This is a genomic window from Paenarthrobacter sp. A20 (assembly GCF_024168825.1).
Lineage (GTDB): Bacteria > Actinomycetota > Actinomycetes > Actinomycetales > Micrococcaceae > Arthrobacter.
Window position 1 is genome coordinate 93,113 of sequence record NZ_JALJWH010000003.1, and the last position, 20,190, is coordinate 113,302.

21 protein-coding genes are annotated in these 20,190 nt (G+C 61.0%); 17 read left to right on the forward strand and 4 right to left on the reverse strand.

Features of this window, described 5'->3' with window-relative positions; translation table 11 throughout:
• The first annotated feature begins 85 nt into the window (after positions 1-85).
• The 6 genes from J3D46_RS24590 to J3D46_RS24615 all read left to right on the forward strand — a co-directional run bounded on the left by J3D46_RS24590 (position 86) and on the right by J3D46_RS24615 (position 3,624).
• Positions 86-523, forward strand: a complete 438-nt coding sequence (locus J3D46_RS24590; RefSeq protein WP_231339863.1) for a hypothetical protein — start codon at positions 86-88, stop codon at positions 521-523.
• A 71-nt stretch (positions 524-594) separates the two neighbouring features.
• Positions 595-870, forward strand: coding sequence for a hypothetical protein (locus J3D46_RS24595; RefSeq protein ID WP_231339862.1), 276 nt, complete (start codon positions 595-597; stop codon positions 868-870).
• 74 nt (positions 871-944) lie between these two features.
• Entirely contained in the window at positions 945-1,295 is a 351-nt protein-coding gene (locus tag J3D46_RS24600) for a hypothetical protein (protein WP_231339861.1), read from the forward strand.
• A 584-nt stretch (positions 1,296-1,879) separates the two neighbouring features.
• Complete coding sequence (locus tag J3D46_RS24605; protein ID WP_054809016.1) at positions 1,880-2,230, forward strand: hypothetical protein; 351 nt, start codon at positions 1,880-1,882, stop codon at positions 2,228-2,230.
• Between the two features lie 78 nt (positions 2,231-2,308).
• Positions 2,309-3,292 (forward strand): DUF4192 family protein, encoded by a 984-nt coding sequence (locus J3D46_RS24610; protein ID WP_231339859.1) that lies wholly within the window; start codon positions 2,309-2,311, stop codon positions 3,290-3,292.
• Between the two features lie 182 nt (positions 3,293-3,474).
• Positions 3,475-3,624: a hypothetical protein gene (locus J3D46_RS24615; protein ID WP_231339858.1), complete on the forward strand. Its 150-nt coding sequence runs from the start codon at positions 3,475-3,477 to the stop codon at positions 3,622-3,624.
• A 113-nt stretch (positions 3,625-3,737) separates the two neighbouring features.
• On the opposite strand, the gene J3D46_RS24620 is transcribed toward J3D46_RS24615, so the two are convergent.
• Complete coding sequence (locus J3D46_RS24620; RefSeq protein ID WP_231339930.1) at positions 3,738-3,938, reverse strand: hypothetical protein; 201 nt, start codon at positions 3,936-3,938, stop codon at positions 3,738-3,740.
• A gap of 500 nt (positions 3,939-4,438) precedes the next feature.
• Between J3D46_RS24620 and J3D46_RS24625 the strand changes: the two genes are divergently transcribed.
• Both J3D46_RS24625 and J3D46_RS24630 read left to right on the forward strand, forming a co-directional pair.
• A complete protein-coding gene (locus tag J3D46_RS24625) occupies positions 4,439-5,797 on the forward strand; it encodes a ParB/RepB/Spo0J family partition protein (protein WP_231339929.1) in 1,359 nt (452 codons plus the stop codon).
• Between the two features lie 274 nt (positions 5,798-6,071).
• The gene (locus tag J3D46_RS24630; RefSeq protein ID WP_231339928.1) at positions 6,072-6,428 is read left to right on the forward strand and encodes a hypothetical protein; all 357 of its coding nucleotides are present in this window, start codon (positions 6,072-6,074) and stop codon (positions 6,426-6,428) included.
• Between the two features lie 308 nt (positions 6,429-6,736).
• Here J3D46_RS24630 and J3D46_RS24635 read toward each other — a convergent pair whose 3' ends face one another.
• Positions 6,737-7,240 (reverse strand): hypothetical protein, encoded by a 504-nt coding sequence (locus J3D46_RS24635; protein WP_054809020.1) that lies wholly within the window; start codon positions 7,238-7,240, stop codon positions 6,737-6,739.
• 246 nt (positions 7,241-7,486) lie between these two features.
• Between J3D46_RS24635 and J3D46_RS24640 the strand changes: the two genes are divergently transcribed.
• From J3D46_RS24640 to J3D46_RS24670, 7 genes are all read left to right on the forward strand, one after another.
• A complete protein-coding gene (locus J3D46_RS24640) occupies positions 7,487-7,753 on the forward strand; it encodes a glutaredoxin family protein (protein WP_253469872.1) in 267 nt (88 codons plus the stop codon).
• Positions 7,754-7,758: 5 nt separating this feature from the next.
• Entirely contained in the window at positions 7,759-8,613 is an 855-nt protein-coding gene (locus tag J3D46_RS24645) for a single-stranded DNA-binding protein (protein WP_253469875.1), read from the forward strand.
• Between the two features lie 73 nt (positions 8,614-8,686).
• Entirely contained in the window at positions 8,687-9,139 is a 453-nt protein-coding gene (locus J3D46_RS24650; RefSeq protein WP_231339926.1) for a hypothetical protein, read from the forward strand.
• Positions 9,123-9,383 (forward strand): hypothetical protein, encoded by a 261-nt coding sequence (locus tag J3D46_RS24655; RefSeq protein ID WP_231339925.1) that lies wholly within the window; start codon positions 9,123-9,125, stop codon positions 9,381-9,383. The genes J3D46_RS24650 and J3D46_RS24655 overlap by 17 nt, the downstream gene beginning before the upstream one ends.
• Positions 9,380-9,970 (forward strand): thermonuclease family protein, encoded by a 591-nt coding sequence (locus J3D46_RS24660; RefSeq protein ID WP_253469877.1) that lies wholly within the window; start codon positions 9,380-9,382, stop codon positions 9,968-9,970. The genes J3D46_RS24655 and J3D46_RS24660 overlap by 4 nt, the downstream gene beginning before the upstream one ends.
• Positions 9,971-10,010: 40 nt before the next feature.
• A complete protein-coding gene (locus J3D46_RS24665) occupies positions 10,011-10,271 on the forward strand; it encodes a hypothetical protein (protein ID WP_054809024.1) in 261 nt (86 codons plus the stop codon).
• A 13-nt stretch (positions 10,272-10,284) separates the two neighbouring features.
• Positions 10,285-10,761 carry a hypothetical protein gene (locus J3D46_RS24670; protein ID WP_253469880.1) on the forward strand — a complete coding sequence of 159 codons (477 nt, stop codon included), beginning with the start codon at positions 10,285-10,287 and terminating at the stop codon, positions 10,759-10,761.
• Here J3D46_RS24670 and J3D46_RS24675 read toward each other — a convergent pair.
• Complete coding sequence (locus J3D46_RS24675; protein ID WP_231339923.1) at positions 10,705-11,139, reverse strand: hypothetical protein; 435 nt, start codon at positions 11,137-11,139, stop codon at positions 10,705-10,707. The two genes, J3D46_RS24670 and J3D46_RS24675, sit on opposite strands and share 57 nt — an antisense overlap.
• Before the next feature lie 403 nt (positions 11,140-11,542).
• Here J3D46_RS24675 and mobF point away from each other — a divergent pair, with 403 nt between their 5' ends.
• Positions 11,543-15,958: a MobF family relaxase gene (gene mobF / locus J3D46_RS24680; protein WP_253469883.1), complete on the forward strand. Its 4,416-nt coding sequence runs from the start codon at positions 11,543-11,545 to the stop codon at positions 15,956-15,958.
• A complete protein-coding gene (locus J3D46_RS24685; RefSeq protein ID WP_253469886.1) occupies positions 15,959-16,639 on the forward strand; it encodes a hypothetical protein in 681 nt (226 codons plus the stop codon).
• A 41-nt stretch (positions 16,640-16,680) separates the two neighbouring features.
• Here J3D46_RS24685 and J3D46_RS24690 read toward each other — a convergent pair whose 3' ends face one another.
• Positions 16,681-20,091, reverse strand: a complete 3,411-nt coding sequence (locus J3D46_RS24690) for an HNH endonuclease (protein ID WP_253469889.1) — start codon at positions 20,089-20,091, stop codon at positions 16,681-16,683.
• Between the last annotated feature and the right edge of the window lie 99 nt (positions 20,092-20,190).

Consider the following 20,190-nt stretch of genomic DNA (forward strand, 5'->3'; position numbering starts at 1 on the left):
AAAACAACGGGGGAGAGGGGAAGCTGGCCGGTCACCTTTGGTCGCCCCACCCACCACCTTTCTCGGCAAAAGAAGGAGCAACACCATGAACGCAATCAGCGTCCAGACGATCACCACAGAGGACACCGGCGAAACCATCCACGACGTGCCCTTACTCGTGGATTACCACATGAACGACGGCTACGACTGGATGGACGTCATCTCAGAACACGGCTGGGCCGTGATCCCCAGCTGGGGATGCGACGGCTGGGACCTCGGCCAGTGGCCCTACGTCATGGTTGCCGGAACCCGCACCGCCGACGCGACCGGAAACCTGTTCGGCATGGCTACCTACTGCGAGGGCGACGTGAAAACGACGTTCTACCGGACCAAGGCCCGTTTCTGGGACGCAATCACCGAAGAGGCTTTTTCCCACTGGAAGAACGGGCAAGCCCAAGGCCCAGCAGACCTGCCCGAAGCCGCTGCAGAGCTTCCCAGCCGCTACCGCATCCCGCCCACGTTCCAACCAGCAGCCGCCGCCTAAGCCCTTCCACTCCTTGCCGGGCGGACCCCCACCACCCGGCAAGGCACCAAACCAGCAAAGGACCAAGAACAATGACCGAAAACCGCGCCATCGCCAACAGCCCGGCCCAAGCCGTGGTCTTCCTCGAAACCCTCGCCGCAATCGTGGAGAAGTCTCCGGTCGCCTACAGCACCGACGGAGCCGAAGACCTCGCCGCCCACATACGCGGCATGGCTGCAGCCGTCACCACCGAGGCCAATGTGAACCCCGGCGAGCTGACCACCACCCGGCAATACGCGGCACTGGACTGGCACAACGAAGCTGTGGCCGTCCTGTTCGCCGCAGAACACCGCCCCACGTTCCTCTAGCAGGAACTGAGAACCGATGTACTGCCCGGCCAGAGCCGGGCAGTACATCCCCACCACTTCAAAGGAGCCAGCACATGAGCAACGCCACCACAGCCCCCAAAGGCATCACCGCCCTGATCTACCGCGACGCACTGGGCACGGACTTCTCCAATCAGGGCATTTCCGCCCGCGTCATGGGGGTAACCGTCATCGGCGAGGGCATCGACCCCGTTTTCGAAGCCACCGAGGAACGGCCCGCCGTCCGGCTCGTCAAAAACGACAGCTTCCACCGCGAAACCGTGACCCACGCCGAGCCAGTCGCCCCAGACGACGAACCCGCCCCGTGGTACATGTTCGGCGGCACGTTCATCTTCAGCAGCGACTCACGATTCCGACGCGCAGCCGGACAGTACGGAGCCATCCCGCTCCACGACCGCCGCGAGTAGCCCGGAGGGTGGCCGGTCTTTCGGGGCCGGTCACGGCGGGCGGTCCGCCGCAGGTGGCTGGCCCAGGTGGGTGGTTGCCGGCGACGGACCGCCAATCCCGCAACGGGCCGGTTGTTGGTCACCTGGTGCGTGCGGCAAACCCGGGCGGGGATTGCCCTGGGCGGATCCGCGGGAGCCAGGGGAGAAGCATGCTCGCAGGGCTCGCACCCCTTTCGGGCGTCCACTCCGCTTCGCTCCGTGGCCGGCAGTTGGGTGCTGCCGGTCCGTCGCAGAGCTCCTGCCCGTCAACACCTGTTTGTCTACGACGTTTTCTGGTTGCTGTCCTCCGGATTGTAGGCGTCCACTCCACCCCGTCTAGCCCCTCCAAAAGCAGTCGGGGCCCGCGGCACTGGAATTCTTCGACGGCGCTCCGCTTATTTCCTTTCGAAGATTTCCAGCACCTTGCCCTGCGGGTAGACAGGGCTCCGCTGGCCGCCGAGCAAGCAAGCTTGCCAGCAACCAAAAAACAACGGGGGGAGAGGGGAGCTGGCCGGTCACCATTGGTCGCCCCACCCACCACCTTTCTCGGCAAAAGAAGGAGCAACATGTTGAACCACCTGATCGCGCTGTACATCCCGGGGCGGCTGAGCGAAAGCGTCACTGTCCACAGCGTTGACGCCCGGCACACAAGCCTTCAGATCATCGTCGGCGGCGGACTGGAATGCATCGCCCGAGGCGACTGGCAGGTCTACCTGAACGCGGAAACGCAAACCACCGGAGCCTCAAACGTCCGTGCGGTGCAGCTGCTCCACGAAACCGGCCTTGACCTGCCGGTAACCGGGAACGCCGTGTTCCTGGGCAGGGCAGGACTGAACCACGACAATGACGTGCCGGACTACCTCATCCGCAGGGCCGAAGTGCTGTTCGATACCCGCCTGATCCAGTCAGCGGCCTAGCCGCCCACGGTGGCCGGGAACCCGACGTTCCCGGCCACCCCAACCACTCACTTTCTCGGCAAAAGAAGGACACACATCATGACTGAAAAACTCACCCTCACCAGCCCCGCTGACCTGCTGGCCTACGTCCCGCACCTGCTCGGAGGAACCCCCACAGAATCCTTCGTCGTGCTCACGGCCACCGCCGGAGCCCTTGGCGCCACGCTGCGCGTGGACGCCCCCATGGACGCGGCCCCGCTGGATTTCGCCCAAACGGTGACCAGCCTCGCGGCACAGGACGAGAACGCCACGGCCTGCTACCTCATCGTCTACACCGACGAAACCAGCACCGATGCCCGTTTCCCCTACGCCGCGCACGTCGCGGCCCTGGGCAACGAACTGGCCACGGCACGGATGCCCGTCCGCAAGGTCTACCTCGTCACCAGCACCCACTGGGCCGCTTACGGCAGCATGGAGCGGAACCCGCTGGAGCAGATCAAGGACAGCAACGCCAACGCCACCCTGACCTTCATGGGAAGCGCCCCGACCGTGGACATCTACAACCCGGCATTGCTGGGCAAATGGGTCGAACCGGTTCAGGTGCCCGTCCGCACGGAGGAATCCGTAGAGGAAGCACGGCGCGAATGGGTAACCGCACTGGACGCCGACGGCATGCCGGACCATGAGACCGCACGGAAACTGGCGGCATGGTTCCAAGACAACTACATCAGGGACTTCCTCATGGCCGACACCATCACCACGAACAACGGCGTCATCATTGACATCATTTTGGGCAAGTTCAACGGCCGTCCCGACTGGAAGCGCGTTGACCACGCCGAAACCATTGCGTTCGAACTGATGAAGGCCGTCCCCGAGGGCCAGCGCGCACCCATGCTGACCCTCATGGGATGGCTGCAATGGCTCAAAGGATATGGAAAGCACGCAGAGCGCTACCTGAAACTGGCCGTCGAGGACGTGCACGGTTACCGGTTTGCAGAACAGCTGTACGACCTGATTGGCAGCGTCTACATCGCAGAAGTCGCCAAGAACCAAGAAACCGCCTATAAGCGCCCCACCAGCTAACCGGTCAGGCCGGGCAGGATCAGCAACGGTCCTGCCCGGCCGCTCAGTAGCGGGGCGGCCTCCTCCGCTGGCGCTCCCCCGGCCGCCATAGCGCTGGCGCGGGCGCAGCAGCAACCCAGCCAACGCAAAGGATCCACGGCTACAGTGAACTTCAACGAGAACACTGCACCAGGAGATCCAACATGGGAACCGAATACATCCTGACTGAGGACGACAAACCAACACCAGAGGCGAGCTTCCTCGAAGACGTCATCGAGCTGCAGCTGCTCACCGCCAATGAATCCTTGGGAGCGGTGGACTTCACTCACCCCCAGGAACACCACGACTTCTAGCGCACCCCCTGCAGCAACGACGCTGCACCACAGATTTCCTTTTTGCCGAGGAACAATGAAGAGCCGGCCCCACCAGGGTGCCGGCTCTTCTGCCTTTACAGGAACAGCCGCACTCAGCGGAGATGGAACCGGAACCCAATGCCGTAGTAAACGGCACGGGCCCAGGCCTGCAACGTGGATTCGGCCATCGTCAGGTTGATCGCCTTGGCCTCGCTCCTGGCCGCCGCAACGATTTCAGACAGCGGCTGATCCTCCAACGCTTCAACCCTCGCCGTCATCCGGGAGAGTTCCAGCCTGATGCTTTCAGTATTCATGGCAACGTCCTTCACTTCAGATCTACGTGACCTGGTGAACGTAAGGCCGAATTTCAAACCAGTGGGGGACGGGTACCCGTGTTGCTGACTCAGCAGCGTGCTCGTGGGGCTCGCACCCTTTTGGGCGTCCACTGCGCTTCGCTCCGTGGCCGGCTGTTGGGCCCGGTCCCGACGTCGCAGAGCTCCGCCGTGCCCGGTCCTGTTGTGTCTACGACGTTTTTTGGCTGCTGTCCTTCGGATTCTATGTGTCCGCTCCACCCCGTCTAGCCCCTCCGCAGGCTCCGGGGCCTGCGGTGCAGGAAATGTCCCTCCGGCGCTCCTGCGTCGCTTATTTCCTCCGGGAATTCCCCACACCTTGCCCAAGGGTAGACAGGCCTCCGTCGGCCACAGCTCCGCAAGCTTCGCCAGCAGCCAAAAAACAACGGGGGAGAGGGGAAGCTGGCCGGTCACCTTTGGTCGCCCCACCCACCACCTTTCTCGGCAAAAGAAGGAGCAACACCATGAACGCAGCACCCACGCTGGAAATGATCGACCCCACCACCTTGACCGTTGACATCAACGTCCGGAAGGACGCCGCTTTGACTGCTGAGTTTGTTGCCAGCATCAAGGAACACGGCGTGATGGAGCCGGTGATCGCCCACCGCAAGGACGACGGGACCGTGCACGTGCTGATGGGTCAGCGCCGTACGCTCGCGGCTGTGAAGGCAGGTCGAGACAGCATCCCCGTGATGATCATCGAGTCGCCGGAAGAGGCTGAGCGGATCGTCTCGCAGATGGTGGAGAACATCCACCGCGCAGCGATGACCCAAGGGGACGAAGCGGACGGTTACCACCAGCTGTCTCTTCTGGGCATTTCTGCCGCTGAGATCGCCACGAGGACCAAACGGCCCAAACCCGCCGTTGAAGGAGCTTTGAAGGCAAAAGCATCCGCCGCCGGAACCGCCGCCCTGGGCAAGGGGCACACCATCGAGGAAGCCCTCGTGATGGCCGAATTTGAAGGGGACGAGGAAGCCACCGCCGAACTGGAATCGGTCGTTGCAGACGAACCGGATCAGCTGCTTCACGTCGCCCAGCAACTCCGGGACGCACGCGCTCATGCTGCTGCCCTTGCAGCTTTCACCGCTGAGCTGGAAGCAACCGAAACGACCATCGTTGAAAAGCCCAGCTACCACGACGACGAAACGGCCCGTGTCAGCTCCTTGAAACGCGCAGACGGAGAACACGCCACCGAAGAAGACGCCAACGCCGTTTACATCGAGCAGGACTACAAGGGCGAATGCTCCACCGTGCCGGTGATCGTCGGATGGAAGAAGCTCGGCTTCAAAGACCGTTACAGCTTCTCCTCATCGGCCCAGACAGGTCCGATGACCGAGGAACAGAAGGCCGAACGGAAAACCTTGATCGCCAACAACAAAGCCATGGAATCAGCCACCACCGTGCGCCGGGAGTTCGTCAAAACCCTGCTGACGAAGAAGCAGGCACCGAAGGGCTGGCAGTACTTCACCGTCCACGCCATCACCCACCACACCGAAGTCGCCCGTAGCTACGACGGAGAAGTAGCCGCCGTGATGGTCAGCGCGAAGATCGACGGGCAGAAGTCATGGGCATGGAACCCGCTGAAGGACCACGTGGCAGAGTCCCCGGCCCGACCCGAGTTCTCTCTGATCGCTCTCGTCTGCGCCGGATATGAGAGCACCATCGCCAAGGACTCGTGGCGGAGACCGTCCCAGACACACCGGGACTACCTGAACCAGCTCGTCACATGGGGATACACCCCGAGCGAGGTTGAACAGATCATCATCGACAGCGGCAAACCAGCAGAAGAAGACACCGCCGAGGAAAGCACCGAAGCGGCCTAAGACCCCTTGCCGGGCGGAACCCCCACCGCCCGGCAAGGCACCCGGCCACTCACCACGACAGGGCCGGGAACCTCCCAAACGTCGGGCGGTCCGCCGCCTAGGGCGAACCACAGCAGCCAATCACCAGCGGCGGACCGCCATTCAACGCCACCAGGCACACGCCCACCAAGATGCCGCGGCCCGCCAGGGACCCGGCTACTCCATCGACTCACCACCGAGGTTTTGTCGGAGGCCCCAGCTACGCTCAACCCAAGGCACCCGAACAGGAGTCACCATGACCAAGCCACCCGTCCCTGACAATCCCATCACCGACTTCATGAACAGCGACTTCACCGTCGCCTTCGACTGGTCGCTGTTGGCAATGATGCTGATCAGCACCGCGCTAGTCGCCGTCTACGTCGGCGCCGCGATGTTGATCCGAGGAAACAACTCGCCAACATCCAGGTCACCCAAGGGGACGGATCTCGCCTTCGGCCTCGCCATCGCGACGCCCCTCGCAGGCCTCCTTGTCCTGGGCCGCAGCGGACTCGGATCGGGACTAATCATTGGAGGATTCGCTCTGGTCATCGGCCTAACCCTTTGGGGGACTGACCGCGGCACTCGAAGCGAAACCAGCCAGGCACCACAATGAGGATCCGCTAGACTGAACACAGATTTCCTTTTTGCCGAGAGGAACAAAGCAGGACCGGCCCGCGCCGGTCCTGCTTTGTTTAACCCTCAAACCAGGCACCATCCCCATGGGGCAAGACAACCGCCGCCGACCCACCACCCCCAGCGGAACAGGTCTTTTCAGCCGGGACCACACATTGGGGCACCCGCAATCACCCGACCCAGGCACAGGAACCCAACGCTCGGGGCAGCTGCCAAAGAAGCCGGGGGAGAAACACCGGACTACTACCCGCGACACCAAACCCGCCAACCGTAGGATGTTCCGAGTTGCTAGTGTCCGCCACGACCTCGCACGATCGCCCGGACGCGTTGTTTGGTCAGGCCCACCAATTCGCCTATCCGATCAAAGGTCCACCCTTTGGCCGGTGACAGGCCCTCGTTGTTCCTGGGCTCCGCAAGCGAGGACATGGCGTTGCGCCGGATCTGTAACGCAAGGCCCAAACGGTGTTCGATGACCCGACTCACCACGTCTGCCAGGACCAAGAGCCTCGCCTCTTCAACAGTGTCGCTGTTTCGCCTCAACTCTGGATCGTTGCCCAGCCTCCGTTCCAGCTTCAGGAGGTAATACGGATCCTGCACCGCGGCAGCCAGATGTTCCGGCTTCCATCCATGCACAGCAAGACGCTCCGCCAGCACCGGTGACTGGGACCAGTAAATGAGATCCCGCCACAGCGGCTTGTCCTCCTCCGGAATGGCAGACGAACGCCACCGCTCATCCCAGTCCTGGACTGGATCGCCCACTTTCGCAACCGGGTACTGTTCCAGCTCGGACATGATGAATCCCCCTACTCGTGACCACCGGGACAATCAGCCCCTTCAAAGACAATAGCTGTTGTCAAACGAAAAGACAATACCTATTGTCAAGCAGCCGGGATGGTTCATCGTACATACCAAAACTAGGAAGAAAGAGCCTAGAATCCAAGGTAAAAGACTTTTTATTCGAGTGGATAAAAGCTAGAATAGAGGTAGCAAGTCAGCCAGACGAACCTAACTAAACTGATACGAAACGCAGGACTGAAAATGACTTCCTCAATCACCGATTACACGGTTTACACCAAGCCCGGTTGCCCGAACTGCGACCGCACCATGGAGTACTTCGACTCCAAAGGCATCACCTACACGCCCGTGGACATCACCGAAGTACCCGCAGCGCTGGAATACATCACCCAGGAGCTGGGCTACTCCCAGGCACCCGTCATCGTGAACAACTCCGATGACCAAGACCACTGGTCCGGTCTCCGCCGGGACAAGCTCGTCCAAGCGGCCATGAGCTACAAGGCAGCGTGAGGGCCGTGACTAACCCGCACCCGGTGGATGGGTTCAAGATCAGCCCGCGGGTCCCGTTGGAGGTGGACCTGTTCCGGGAAACCAACCCCAGCGGCAGGATCTACCCCGATGCCAAGGAGGAACCTTTCGCCGGCTACTACGGCATCCCCCTCAGTGTTGAGGATGACCGGTATCTTGCCGCCATCAGTAGGGCACCGATAGGGGCCGGCGGTCTCTGGGACGAGTACACCGCAGACCAGCACCAGCCCAATGACCTCACCCACGATGAACCGGGTGGGACTGAACCTCAGAACGAAACCAGCACGCACACCGAGAACACCAACAGCGCACGAGGAAAAGGAACCATCATGGCCGGCGAAACCACGATTACTGTCATTGGAAACCTGACATCAGACCCCGAGCTGCGTTTTACTCCGAGTGGTTCGGCGGTGGCGAATTTTACGATCGCTTCAACGCCCAGGACCTTCGATCGTCAGTCTAACGAGTGGAAGGATGGGGAGACACTTTTCCTCCGTGCCAGTGTGTGGCGTGAAGCGGCCGAGAACGTCGCCGAGTCCCTGACCAAGGGCATGCGCGTCATCGTTTCGGGCCGGTTGAAGTCCCGGTCTTACGAGACCAAAGAGGGCGAAAGGCGCACCGTGATTGAACTCGAGGTAGACGAGATCGGCCCCTCACTGCGTTACGCAAATGCGAAAGTGAACCGTACGCAGCGCAGCAACCAAGGCAGTGGAAACGGCGGAGGTTTCGGGAACCAGCCGAGCACCGAGCAGCCTGTCCAGCAGGGCGACCCATGGGCGGCGAACACGCAAGCCAAGGCAGGCTCCTGGGGCAACGGCCCCGACTCCGAACCACCGTTCTAAACCCGTCTGGTGTCCGGGGCCGGCCATTACCCGGCCCCGGCATCCATCCATCCATCAAGCACAGGACCTGAATATGACCCATGCAGAGGACCTTCGTCGTTGGGCGAAAGGTACGTACACAACCGAAGCGGCCACTGAGTTGCTGTTACGGGCTTTCAACGGACGTTTCGCAGAGCCAGAGTGCCCTTGGATCCACCCCCGGTCTGCACGCAAGGGCGCGGCCGACATCGCGTGGATCGATTTCGGTGCGCTGGCTGACCACGCTCAAAGAGGAGCCTTTTCCGGGGGAGAGGAACGCTTCCTCCTCCTGGCCGCATCCCTGGGCGGCGAAGTGCACCTCAACCTCGCTCACGTTCTGGCCGGAATGGATCGCGCCCGGACTGACCTTATTTTGGCGGCAGTGTCACACGCGACCGGCAGCCACGATCATCCCGGAATCACCGTGGGCGCGGACGGCACGCCCAGTTTCTCCGGGCTACCGACAACGCTGTACCCGTGGCCTGGTGACGATGACCAGGCCCACTGAGAAGAAGGGGCCCTACTTCACTGAAGAGGACCTGCGGCAGATCCGCGCAGCGGTCCAAGCCGTCGGGAAGCTCGAGGGGTATGTGTCCATTTCGGACTTCGTTGAAGCAGCTGCACGCCGGGAACTGCGACGGCTGCAGCGCAAGTACAACGACGGCCGGAAATGGCCGGGTGTTGAAGCCGGCGAACTCCGTCCAGGACGACGCACCCGCGCCGAAACAGCAGCAAGGGAGGACCACCCATGACCAGCACCCGATACAGGGGCCGGCTCCTGCACGGTAGCGTCTTGGCTGTTCTTGCCCTGACCGGTTGCACGTCCCAGGACGGACCGCAGATCGTTCCCGCCGGAAGCCAGGCGCCACTGCAGGAAGTACCTTGTACTGCGACGGGCACGGCCGAGCGGCCGCAGGCACTTCAAGTCACGGCCAGCGGCCCGTACGCCGTGGAAAAGGTGGTCGATGGGGACACGATCCGGATCAGCTGCAACGGCACCAACACCCGCGTGAGGCTTGTTGGCATCAACGCACCGGAGAGCGTCAAGGAAGACGCACCGGTGGAGTGCGGCGGACCGGAAGCATCCACCTACCTGCACTCACTCCTGGACGGGCAACAGGTCTTCCTCTCAGCGGATCCCGCCCAAGGGGTCCGCGACAAGTACGACAGGATTCTTGCCTACGTCTGGACAACCGACGGTACCCTGATCAACCGCACGATTCTTGAACAAGGTCACGCCGAGGCGACCGGCTACGGCAAATCTTTCGCCTACAGCGAGGACTTCACCGCGGCCGCCGATCAAGCCAGAAAGAGCAAGGCGGGGAGATGGAACTGTTGAGACCGCTGTTCACACATCAACCAATCGTTAGGGGCACACCGTGGCCGTCGTTCTGATCTTCTTCGCAGCGTTCGCCGCGGTCGCCCTGGGCGGCTGGATCATCTACGCACTCACCCACCCGGTAGCCGCCGGCCAGGGCATTCTCATCTTCCTCTGCAAGGCCGCCGGTGTCATCGCGTTGATCACCGCCGTCGTTTCCTGGTTCGGTCAGAGCTTGCTTCAGGCCGTGCCACCGGCCCTGTTCATGGTCGCCTTCTTCTTCGCCGCGAACCGGCTCGAACGCCGCTGGCGCCGCTGGTGATCCAGTCGTGTCCATGACGCGGGACGAGGCCCGCTTCTGGTCCAAGGTCATCAAAGGCCCGTGGGAGAATGACTGCTGGCTCTGGACCGGGGCGGTCGCCGATGACGGTTACGGCCGGTACTGGATCAAGACCGCCAAGGGGCAGCAAGCCGTCCGACCACAGCGCTTCGCTCATCTGCTGCTGACCGGTGAACAACTGGACCCAGATACCAAGCTTCTACATTCATGCGATATCCCGATCTGTGTCCGCGCGACGGGCGGACCTGACAGTCACCTGCTTCCTGGCACACAGGCAGAGAACCTGATTGACCGGACACAAAAGAGACGCCACGCCAACGCCCATTCGTGGCGTTGGCGTGGCGTCGGCCGCGCGAACTTCGCCGCTCAGTCGCGGCAGCTCCGTGATGCGCTCAAAGAGCACGGATGGGATGAATCAGTGATCCGACCCCTCATGTCCGGACACGACCCCGACGCCCCCACTCTCTTCTGAATCCTGAGTCTCGGCAGGCGCAGCTTCGGAGCCGGCCTTGGCCTTCTTCGGTGTGGCTACGTCGATACTGCGGACGTAGGAAACGCTGACGTCCAGGAGCTCAGCGATGCCCTGCCTGGTCTCACCGGTGGCCAGCATCTTCCGGACGGTTTCCTTCGCGTCGTCAACGGCGGCCGCCGCGTTCTTCTTCGCCGTGGCGATCAGTTCCGCTGCCTGCCGTTCGGCTTCCTCAACGCCTGCCTCGGCCATCATCGTGGCGGCGTGGTAGTCGGTGGCCAGCGACTGAAGCGTCGCTTCGCGTTCGCGCCGTTTCGCGGCCAACTCCTCAGTCTTCCGACGTGCCTGAACGATCATCGTATTGCGTGTCTTTCCAGCCATCACGGCCCCCTTTGGTGTGGTCGGTTTTCTGTCTCCGATCCCCATTCTTGCAGAAGGCCCTCGGGCAACCGGAAACCTAACGGTTACAAGCCCATACGTGTTCGTTCCGGACGGACCGGCGGGACCGGCGGGGACGGTCTGTGGGCGCTGGCAGGGGTTAGACACAACTTGCCCTGGGCATGCATGAAACCTCTGTTTGTTGTCGAGCTGTGTATAACCCCTGCCAGCGAGTATCAACAATCAAAGCTGCCGCTTTTCATATGGATACCCGCATCAGAATGATGGACTCAATCCGACGTTTTTCGAACCGATACTCGCTAGCTCGCATCAAGCTCAGAACGCCAAATTCAGTCACACCTCTTGCATTTCGAATAAATGAGGCCGATTCCGTTAGAATCGGGTCATGATGTCGCTGCACGTTCTCAGTGCTGGCACCGGTTACCTGTACTACACACGGGAGACCGCCAGCGGTGATGAGCTGCGCGCAGGCGATCGCCAATTGGGCGACTACTACACCGTCCAGGGCCTTCCACCGGGTCAGTGGCTTGGACGCGGAGCCGAAGCGCTGGGCGTCTCCGGGAGCGTTACCGAAGCCCAAATGGCCAACCTCTTTGGGCAGGGCCGGCACCCGGAATACGAAGCCATCCTCGCGGCGAAGCTCGCTGACGGTCTGCCCGCAAAAGCGGCTGAGAAGGCCGCCCAGGCGGAGGCGAAACTGGGACGCCGCTACTACGACTACGGACCCAAGGACAACGCCCTGGCACAGGCCATCAGTGTTCGTGAGAGCGACTTCGAACGCATGCAGGGCCGCAAACCCACAGCAGCCGAACGGCACCGCATACGGGCCACCGCAGGGGCTGTCATGTTCCGTGAAGGACACGGACGCCCGCCCGCTTCCAAGGAAGAACTTGGCAAGTACATCACCGCACAGCTGCGACCCCAGCAAAGTGCTGTGGCCGGTTACGACCTGACCTTCACCCCCGTGAAAAGCATCTCCGTACTGTGGGCTCTCGGCGACGGTGACACCCGTCGACTTGTCGAAGAAGCCCACCAAGCAGCGCTCAAGCAGTCCGTTGAGTATCTGGAAACCCACGCCCTGGCCACCCGGTTGGGCACCAACGGCATCGCCCAAACCTCAGTCAAAGGCGGACTGACAGCAACGGCATTCCGACACCACGACTCCCGCCTGGGAGATCCGAACCTGCACACCCACCTTGTGGTCTCCAACAAGGTCCAGGACATTCAGGGGAACTGGAAGACCATCGACGGCAAGCTGCTTCACCGTTCCGCCGTGGCCGTCTCTGAGCACTACAACACCCAGATCCAGGCCTACCTTGAAGAACACGGTGTGGAGTTCGAAGCCCGCACCGTCAACGGCTCCAAGCAAGCGGTCATGGAGGTAGCCTCCGTCCCACGCGAGCTGAACGCACTCTTCTCCAAGCGCAGTGCAGGCATCCGTTCAAGCCTGGCCGAACTACGCCAGGCGTACGAAGAACAGCACGGCCACAGCCCCGACCAAGCCGCCCTGATCAAACTCGCACAAGCCGCGACGTTGGACACCCGGCCCGACAAAGAGAAGCCCAAGACCCTAGCCGAGCAGGCCAAAGCATGGCGGCAGGAAGCCGTATCCCTGTTCACGGAGAAGGATCTGAAACGCATCACCGGTACCCGTTCGCGGACACTCCGCCCCGCTGTCACTGAGATTGATATTGACGCAACAGCGCGTCAGGTCGTCGCGGCCGTCTCGGACAAGCGCTCCACCTGGACGGCGCAGAACGTCATGGCAGAAGCCAACCGTTGGGCCCGCGAATACTCCGTTGAACACGGCCCGGTCCCGGCAGGCACCGTGGAACAAGTTGTCTCCCACAGCCTCAGCACCGTCTCCGTTCGCATCACCCCGGACCAGGTTCACGGTCGGTTCGAAGCACTCACCCGGAACGCCGGCACCGCTGACTTCAACCACCGCACAGATACCCGGTACACCTCCACGAAGATCCTCGAAGACGAAAACCTGCTGCTGCGCGCCGGTAAGAAGGACGTCATCCCGGCAGCATCCATGCAGGACTTCGACGCCGCCGTGGACGCCTACAACCTCGCCGTGGCCACCGGGGAAAAGTCACACCCGCTGGACGCCGGACAGATCGAACTGGCACGCGAGTTCGCCACCTCATCGAAACTCCTCAGTGTCGGCATCGGAGCTGCCGGTACCGGCAAATCCAGTTCCATGGGCTTGGTCCGGGCCGCCATCACCCACGCCGGCGGCAGGGTCATCGGCCTTGCCCCATCGGCTGTGGCAGCTTCGAACCTGGGCGAACAACTTGGCATCACCGCGGCGACGACGGACAAGTTCCTACTCAGCCCCAACGAGGCTTTCAAGGTCACTCCCGGCACCCTCGTGATCGTTGATGAAGCCGGTATGCAGGGCACCGGCAAACTCGCCGACGTCGTGCGGGCAGTGGAAGCCGGCGGCGGACTCGTCCGCCTAATCGGTGATGACCGGCAGCTCTCCGCCGTCCAGGCCGGCGGCGCCCTGCGGTTCCTGATCAACGAAGTTGGCGCAACTGAACTGGAGACCATTCACCGGTTCCACAGCCCCGAAGAAGCAGAAGCCTCCCTGCTTCTTCGCACGCCCACCGATCACGAAGCCGACCCGTTCGCTTGGTATAAGGACAACGGACGGGTCCAGGCTGGAAGCATCGAAACCGTCGAAGGTTTGGCTTTCGGATTGTGGCAGGGCCGCCTGAACCAAGGCGACGCCGCGGTGATGATGGCACCGACCAACGAAAGCTCCCAGCGCCTGTCCGAACGTGCCCAGGCCTACCGGATCGAGACCGGTGAAGTCGCCGGCACCGGAACCTCCGTGCAGCTGCGCGACGGCTCCCACGCGTGGGCCGGGGACCACGTAGTGACCCGCCTGAACGACTCCCAAATGAAGGTCAAGCGCGGCCGCGACGTCGTCAAGAACGGCGACCTCTGGACCGTCGAACAAGCCCACGAGGACGGGTCCCTCTCAGTAAGTCACCTCGAGCACGGTGGGACGATTCGGCTGCCCGCCGAGTACGTCTCAGAGCACGTCCACCTTGGCTACGCCCTGACCACCCACCGCGCCCAGGGCATGACCAAGGATGCCGGTATCCCGATCCTTGATGCCTCCACCACGCGTGAGAACGCCTACGTCGCCGCAACCCGTGGCCGGGATGAGAACGTGCTGTTCGTCGCCGTCGAGGAAGGCCAAGACCGCGACAGTGTTCTGGCCGCTATCGCCGGGAACCACAGCCAGGACTCCTCCGCACACGAGGCCATGGCCACCGAATACGAACGCATCAACTCGCCACTGACCCTGGCCGATCAATACCGCTACGTCAACGACGAAGCCAACACCCTGCACATGGCCGCCATGGCACGGGAGATCCTTGGACCGGACGCAGAGAAGTTCATCGTCGCTGAGTCCTGGGGAGCGGTGGCGACGCACCTGGCGAAGGCCGAACACGGCGGCTGGGACACTGCCGGGTTGCTGCGCACCGCAGCTGGTGAACGCGATTTCGAGACCGCTGATGACCTTTCCGCCGTGCTCGCCTGGCGCGTGGAAAAGATCGTGGACAAAGCCCCCGAGCTGATCGCCCAAGCAGGGGAACGGCCCCTGCAGGGACTCACCGACGAGCAGCTGGCCACGCTCCGTGCAGAAGCCGAGGCCGGTGCCCACGCCGCACATGAAGCGGCTGCAGCCCATGGCCCACAGCCAGCTGACCACTGGACCAACCGCCGGCACGGCAAGCTCACCGACGCCGAGCTTGAACGCCGGATTTTCACCACTCGGTTCACCGCACGGGAAACCTCGTCCATCAACGACCCGGCACAGGCCCGCCGCGCCCACCAGCAGCTGCGCGCGCTCCAGGACGAACACCGGATCCGCAACCAGCAGCTCAAAGAATCCAAACGTGCGGCAGAAACCGCCGAACGCGGCGGCCACAGCGTGTACGGGCCGAACCCCGCTGCCGGTGCCAACACCCAGCGCGCATGGGGTCACGAAACGATCGCTGCCCGTGCCCGGGCTGAGGAACGCCTCCGCACCCTCACACCACGCCCCCTCGCCGCGGTGCAGGCACCGGACCGGTTGCCCGAATGGCTTGCCCCTGCACGCGCGGCAACAAGCCCATACCTGCCCCAGCCATGGAAGGAAGAACTCGCAGCCCGCCGCGAAGTCCTCGCCGCAAGGTTCGACGAACGCGGCCACCTCCTGGCGGCCACACCACCGGAATGGGCACAGAAACTCGGTCCCGTCCCGGCCCGCCCCGACGCCGCCCAGCAATGGCGCGACACCGCTGCAAGCATCGAAATGTTCCGCGCCCGCTACAACGTTCCCGAAACGGAGGCCACACCAGTGCCAGAACGGTTCAGAAACGAAGAGATCGGCCAACAACTCCACGACCAGACAGTGACCGTCTCCAAGCGCTCACACGCCCTGCCCGAACACACCACCGACCAGGACCGGACGCTTGATGCACTGGCGGCGGTCGAGCGCAGCAAGGACACTCACGCCGCCGAGTCGCCCGCGCAGCGCGCAACCGAGGCAGACCGGAAAGCCAACGCCCAGGAGCCGACGGCCATCACCCCGCCTCAGACGGAGAAGCCACGCCTGATGAGCAAGATGGAACGGATGATCGCGGAACGGCAGGCCAAGCAGGCAGCCGAGCAGAAGCCGGTTGAGAAGGCGCCGGAGAGCGAAGCGCAGCGTCAAGCGAGACTCGCGGCAGAACGGGCCGTTCGGGAGCAACAAAGAACCAACGACGGGCTGCGCGGCCCCGGATTGGGCATTTAGATGAACCTGTTCGCTCAAATCCAGTCCATTGCCAATGTCGAGCCCGCTGTTACAGCGCCGTCGGTCACAGACTGGGCACAGACAATAGTGACTATCGTCGGAATCATCATTGCGGCCTGGGTGGCAGTTCGCGTGGCAGCGAGGCAGCATGACAGGCAAGTGCTCCATCAAACCAGAAAAGACGTTGCTGACGCCCTTGTGGTACTCGAAGACTTGAAGCAGGAATTTTTCAATGTCAAGACGCTTGCGGAGCTCTCAGGCGACCAGCCAGTTGATTCGCAGACCTTGAGTGAGTCCATGAAGAACATCGTAGGAGGAGTTGGTAAATTGGAATCAGCTGTGCGCCTTCTCCAGCTCACTGCACCACAGCTCATTTTCTCGAATGCCAAGAACGTCCGCCATGAGGCTCTTAAGTTAAAGAACCTAACCATGCGTACCCTCAGCGCCCATCTAAGAGTCCACCTCCTGCAGTCACAAGGCGTAGTTGAGCCGCTTGGCCCTGTAACATCTGAATCTGCCTACACCCGACAGGCAGCTGCCCTGGATGACGCAGAGTCGAGGTTGGTGGTAGCAACGATGGACTACGAGATGTTCACATCTCCAACACAGCAACTGCGAATCCGTTTCAACTCACTGTGGTTGCGTATAGAGAGATTCGCGCGCCGGCGCATGAGCTCTTAGCGGTGAGATGATCTTCGGAATGTGGCGCATTAGAGGCCGGCCTAGGACTTGAACCAGGAAGCGGAGGTGGCAATCTCTGCCAGTGACTTCGTTTGTTCCGCAGCTTTGGCTCCCAATTTGTCGGCAGCCATTTGCACGATATCTGCTGGCCAGCTGTGAGGCTCCTCCAGAATTGATTTCGCTGAACCGAGGGTTATTGCTGCGAATCTTGTGGGGTCCAGCCAGCCCTCCGCTCGAAGTGCATGCCGGGTTTCTCTGAACGTTTCCACGCGAAGCTTCTTAGCTGGCTCCGCAGCGGAAAGTACGACGATGACTTCGTTCGTTCCAGCCTCAAATACGTCGTGGAGTTTAGGTTCCAAATGACGGCGTATCCGAGTCCGCGTGGAATCGTTAGAGATGATCCATACAAGCCAGAGCATTCTCCCAGACAGGTCCACAGTCTGAAGCCGCAGCGCTTCTTGCAGATCACGGATGCGAAGCCGGTAGGAGGTTGAGTCTCTTTTCAGTGCCCGTTCCAAGCTTCGATACATCTTTTCGCTGAACTGTGCCACCACATCGTTCAGTATCTCGGCTATATCAACGATGACCTGGGGCTTGGCAATTTCGAGCACAGCGACTGTCGCGAGCATCAGTTCAGTTGGATCTGAGGTGGATGCGAAGTAGTGCTGCCACCAGTGAGCATCTGATTTATGTTCCCGGTAATTGCTCTCCGCCTGCAAAGCCACAAGCAGATGCTCGTTTTGTAGACGCGTTCTGACTGCGAGCAGGTCGAGTGTTGCTGGCGTCATCGAAAGGACCCGCCGAAGTATCCAACCGTATCCCCATGCATCGGCGATGCAGCCCAAATAAGGCGCCCAGTCGTCAGGGTGAATAGAACCTTCGGGCGGGAGTCTAAGCTCGGCAGTTAGCCGTTGAATGCTTTCTGTTGTCTGAGACTTCGCTGCATAGATGTCCCTCGGCGTTTGCGGCGTGCGCCTTTTGTAGGGCCCCGTAAGCATGTCTTCAGCCAGGGCTGCAAGGGCCTCAACCTCAGTCGTAACCGCCCTGACTTTGACTGTTTCGGCGGCCCCTAGGTTAAGGCTATGAACTGCCGCTTCAACGATTTTCTCCTCGTTGCCGTCGTATATGCCTTCGACCAGGGTGTCCATCGCCCATCTTTGTGGATCACTATCCGCCTTCAGGAGTGCTGCAATGCGGGATCCTTGTTCTTCCGAAAGACCCTGAAGCGACTGAAGGTCAGCTGCCGATGAGAGCCACTGCGAGTCAGCCTGGTAGTTTTCCCACCACCATTGGCTCACCTGATCATCCGAGATTGCATGCGCACGCAGCATGGTTGCAACGATGGCGCGCATCGTGGGGTCGATTTCCGTGCTGAGACGGGATTTGAGGTGAGCCACGGCCTGAGAACGTCCTGCTTGGTGTCCCAACACTAGCGGGCTTCCGGACGAATCCAAAAAGCCGTCGTGGGCGAGGGTGACGCCGGGGCCTTCGAGGATGAAATCAACAATTTCGCGGAGCTCGCCGCTGCCCAGGTCATCACAGATTCGGTCGTTTAGAGTTGCTGCGGCCATCACTCGGACCAACGGATGCGGTGCGCTTAGCTTGCTGGCGGTATTGAAATTGCCCATTAGCCCGCGGATTTCACCATGAGCGAGCAAACCCATGAGGAACCTACAAACATTCATCCAGTAAGGACGGACCAGAAGTGCGTTCAGCCCATCGTCGCGAGAGTTGCCGGTCCCTTTAGGGGTGAGATTCTGGAATAGGTGCACTGCTGCAAAGTATTCTCGCAAAGACTGCACTTCAAATTCGAAGGCATCGTTGCGTTCCACAAGGCATAACACTCGGTCTGTAATAGCCGAGTAGATGTCCTCTGCCAGAGCTTGTTCTTCTTCATTACCGCTGAGATAGTTGCGCAGAAGATCGCGTAGATCTGCTCTTGTAATTGACCCGGAGCTTTTACCTTCTTCGGCTCTCGTCTGGAGATACCACCCCAAGTAGGCGTGTGTCTTTTCAAGAACCCGCCGTTGTTGGCGAAGCAGCGGTTCCTTCTCCTGGGTCTGCTCGCGGTCGAGAAAGGTCTTGAGATATTCGGTGTAAAGGTCTGTGCGTTGCTGTGGAAGGAGTTGTCGTCGATGGAGCAGGTGTAGGAGTATTGCCAGCTGCATTGGGTAGGCCGCGAGTTCATTGACGTGAGGAAGATGCTGACTGTCCATGAAGACTGTTTGCAACCTAGCTGCAGTGGCCGCATGAAGACCTGATACATCGCACCACCGATTGAAGTACTGCATACGGAGTCCGGGCGTCAGCCGCTGCAGGTGGAGTAGCGGGAACCTACCGGACGAGGTTAGCGTCTGCAGCGAGGATCCCGGGCGCGTAGCTACGAGGATTACAAGATCAGACGCGTCGGAATGCAAACGTCCATGCATTTGAACAATTTCATCAATGACTTTGAGCCGCGCAGGGACGCTTGCAACCTCATCGAGTCCGTCCAAAGCCAAGAGCACGGGTTCTGTGGCCAGAAGCGAAACCAGGTCATCTGCGGTAAATTTATGCGCCCCGATGTGTTCGGAAATGTCCTCTATGAGGTATGTCTCAATACTGCGCCGGCCTCTAGGCGCATTTTCGCGTTTGTTTTTTCCCTTTTTCCCGGCGGCTCGTTGGACATTCTTGTCGGCCCACTGTGCGTACTTGCGTAAGTCGATTTTGATGGGAAATCTTATGGTCTCTGTCGTGGCGGGGGAGTCCGTCTGGTAGTCCGTCTTTCCAAGACGTCGCGCTCTGTGAAACTGACACACATACTGCAACAGTGTTGATTTTCCCTGGCCCGGTCCGCCAACTAAGACGGCATTACCCGCCCAATCCGGATGAAGAAGTACTTGCGTAGCGCCAGCGATCGCGAGCCCAGTCGTCCGTTCCAGTTCGGCTGTGTCGCCTGGAGTAGTGAAGGAAATCTGCTGAACCAAATTTGCCAGCTCAGTGCCATCGCGGCGACAACCCACAGGCACATCGACAAACATGGAATCAACCGAAGGTCCCTCGAGGTTGACTTGGTGGAACTGGACTGAACCTTCCGCCACGTACCGGTCGCCTAAGTAGGCACGAAGAGGCGCTTCGATAGATGCACGCCTACTTTGGTTCTTCTCGTGCAGGTCTTTCATTCGCACGAGAAAGTCGACCGTATAACCGGAGCCGCCACCGGCGTCGATCATCGAATGGTGATTAGGACACAAAAGTACGAGATTGTTGTAACCATTGACATCTTCATAGGTCGGATCGAATCGTGGCCCACCCGCACTTCGTGCGCGAATGTGTGCCTCTTGGCCAAGGACCTTTTGCGCTTGGCCACCAGTTTCTAAGTTCTCGTAGTCCACTGTCAGGGCTTGCAGACATCCGTTGAATGCGCATTGATTATGAGCGCGAGACCACAAGGTCTTGCTTGCGCTGCTCAATACCAACTTCTCTCCCCTTGGTTGACTTCACATAATTGTCCCAGACAAACGGATAGGTCACGGGAACGCAAGGCGTGGGACGACACACGAGCAGCGCGC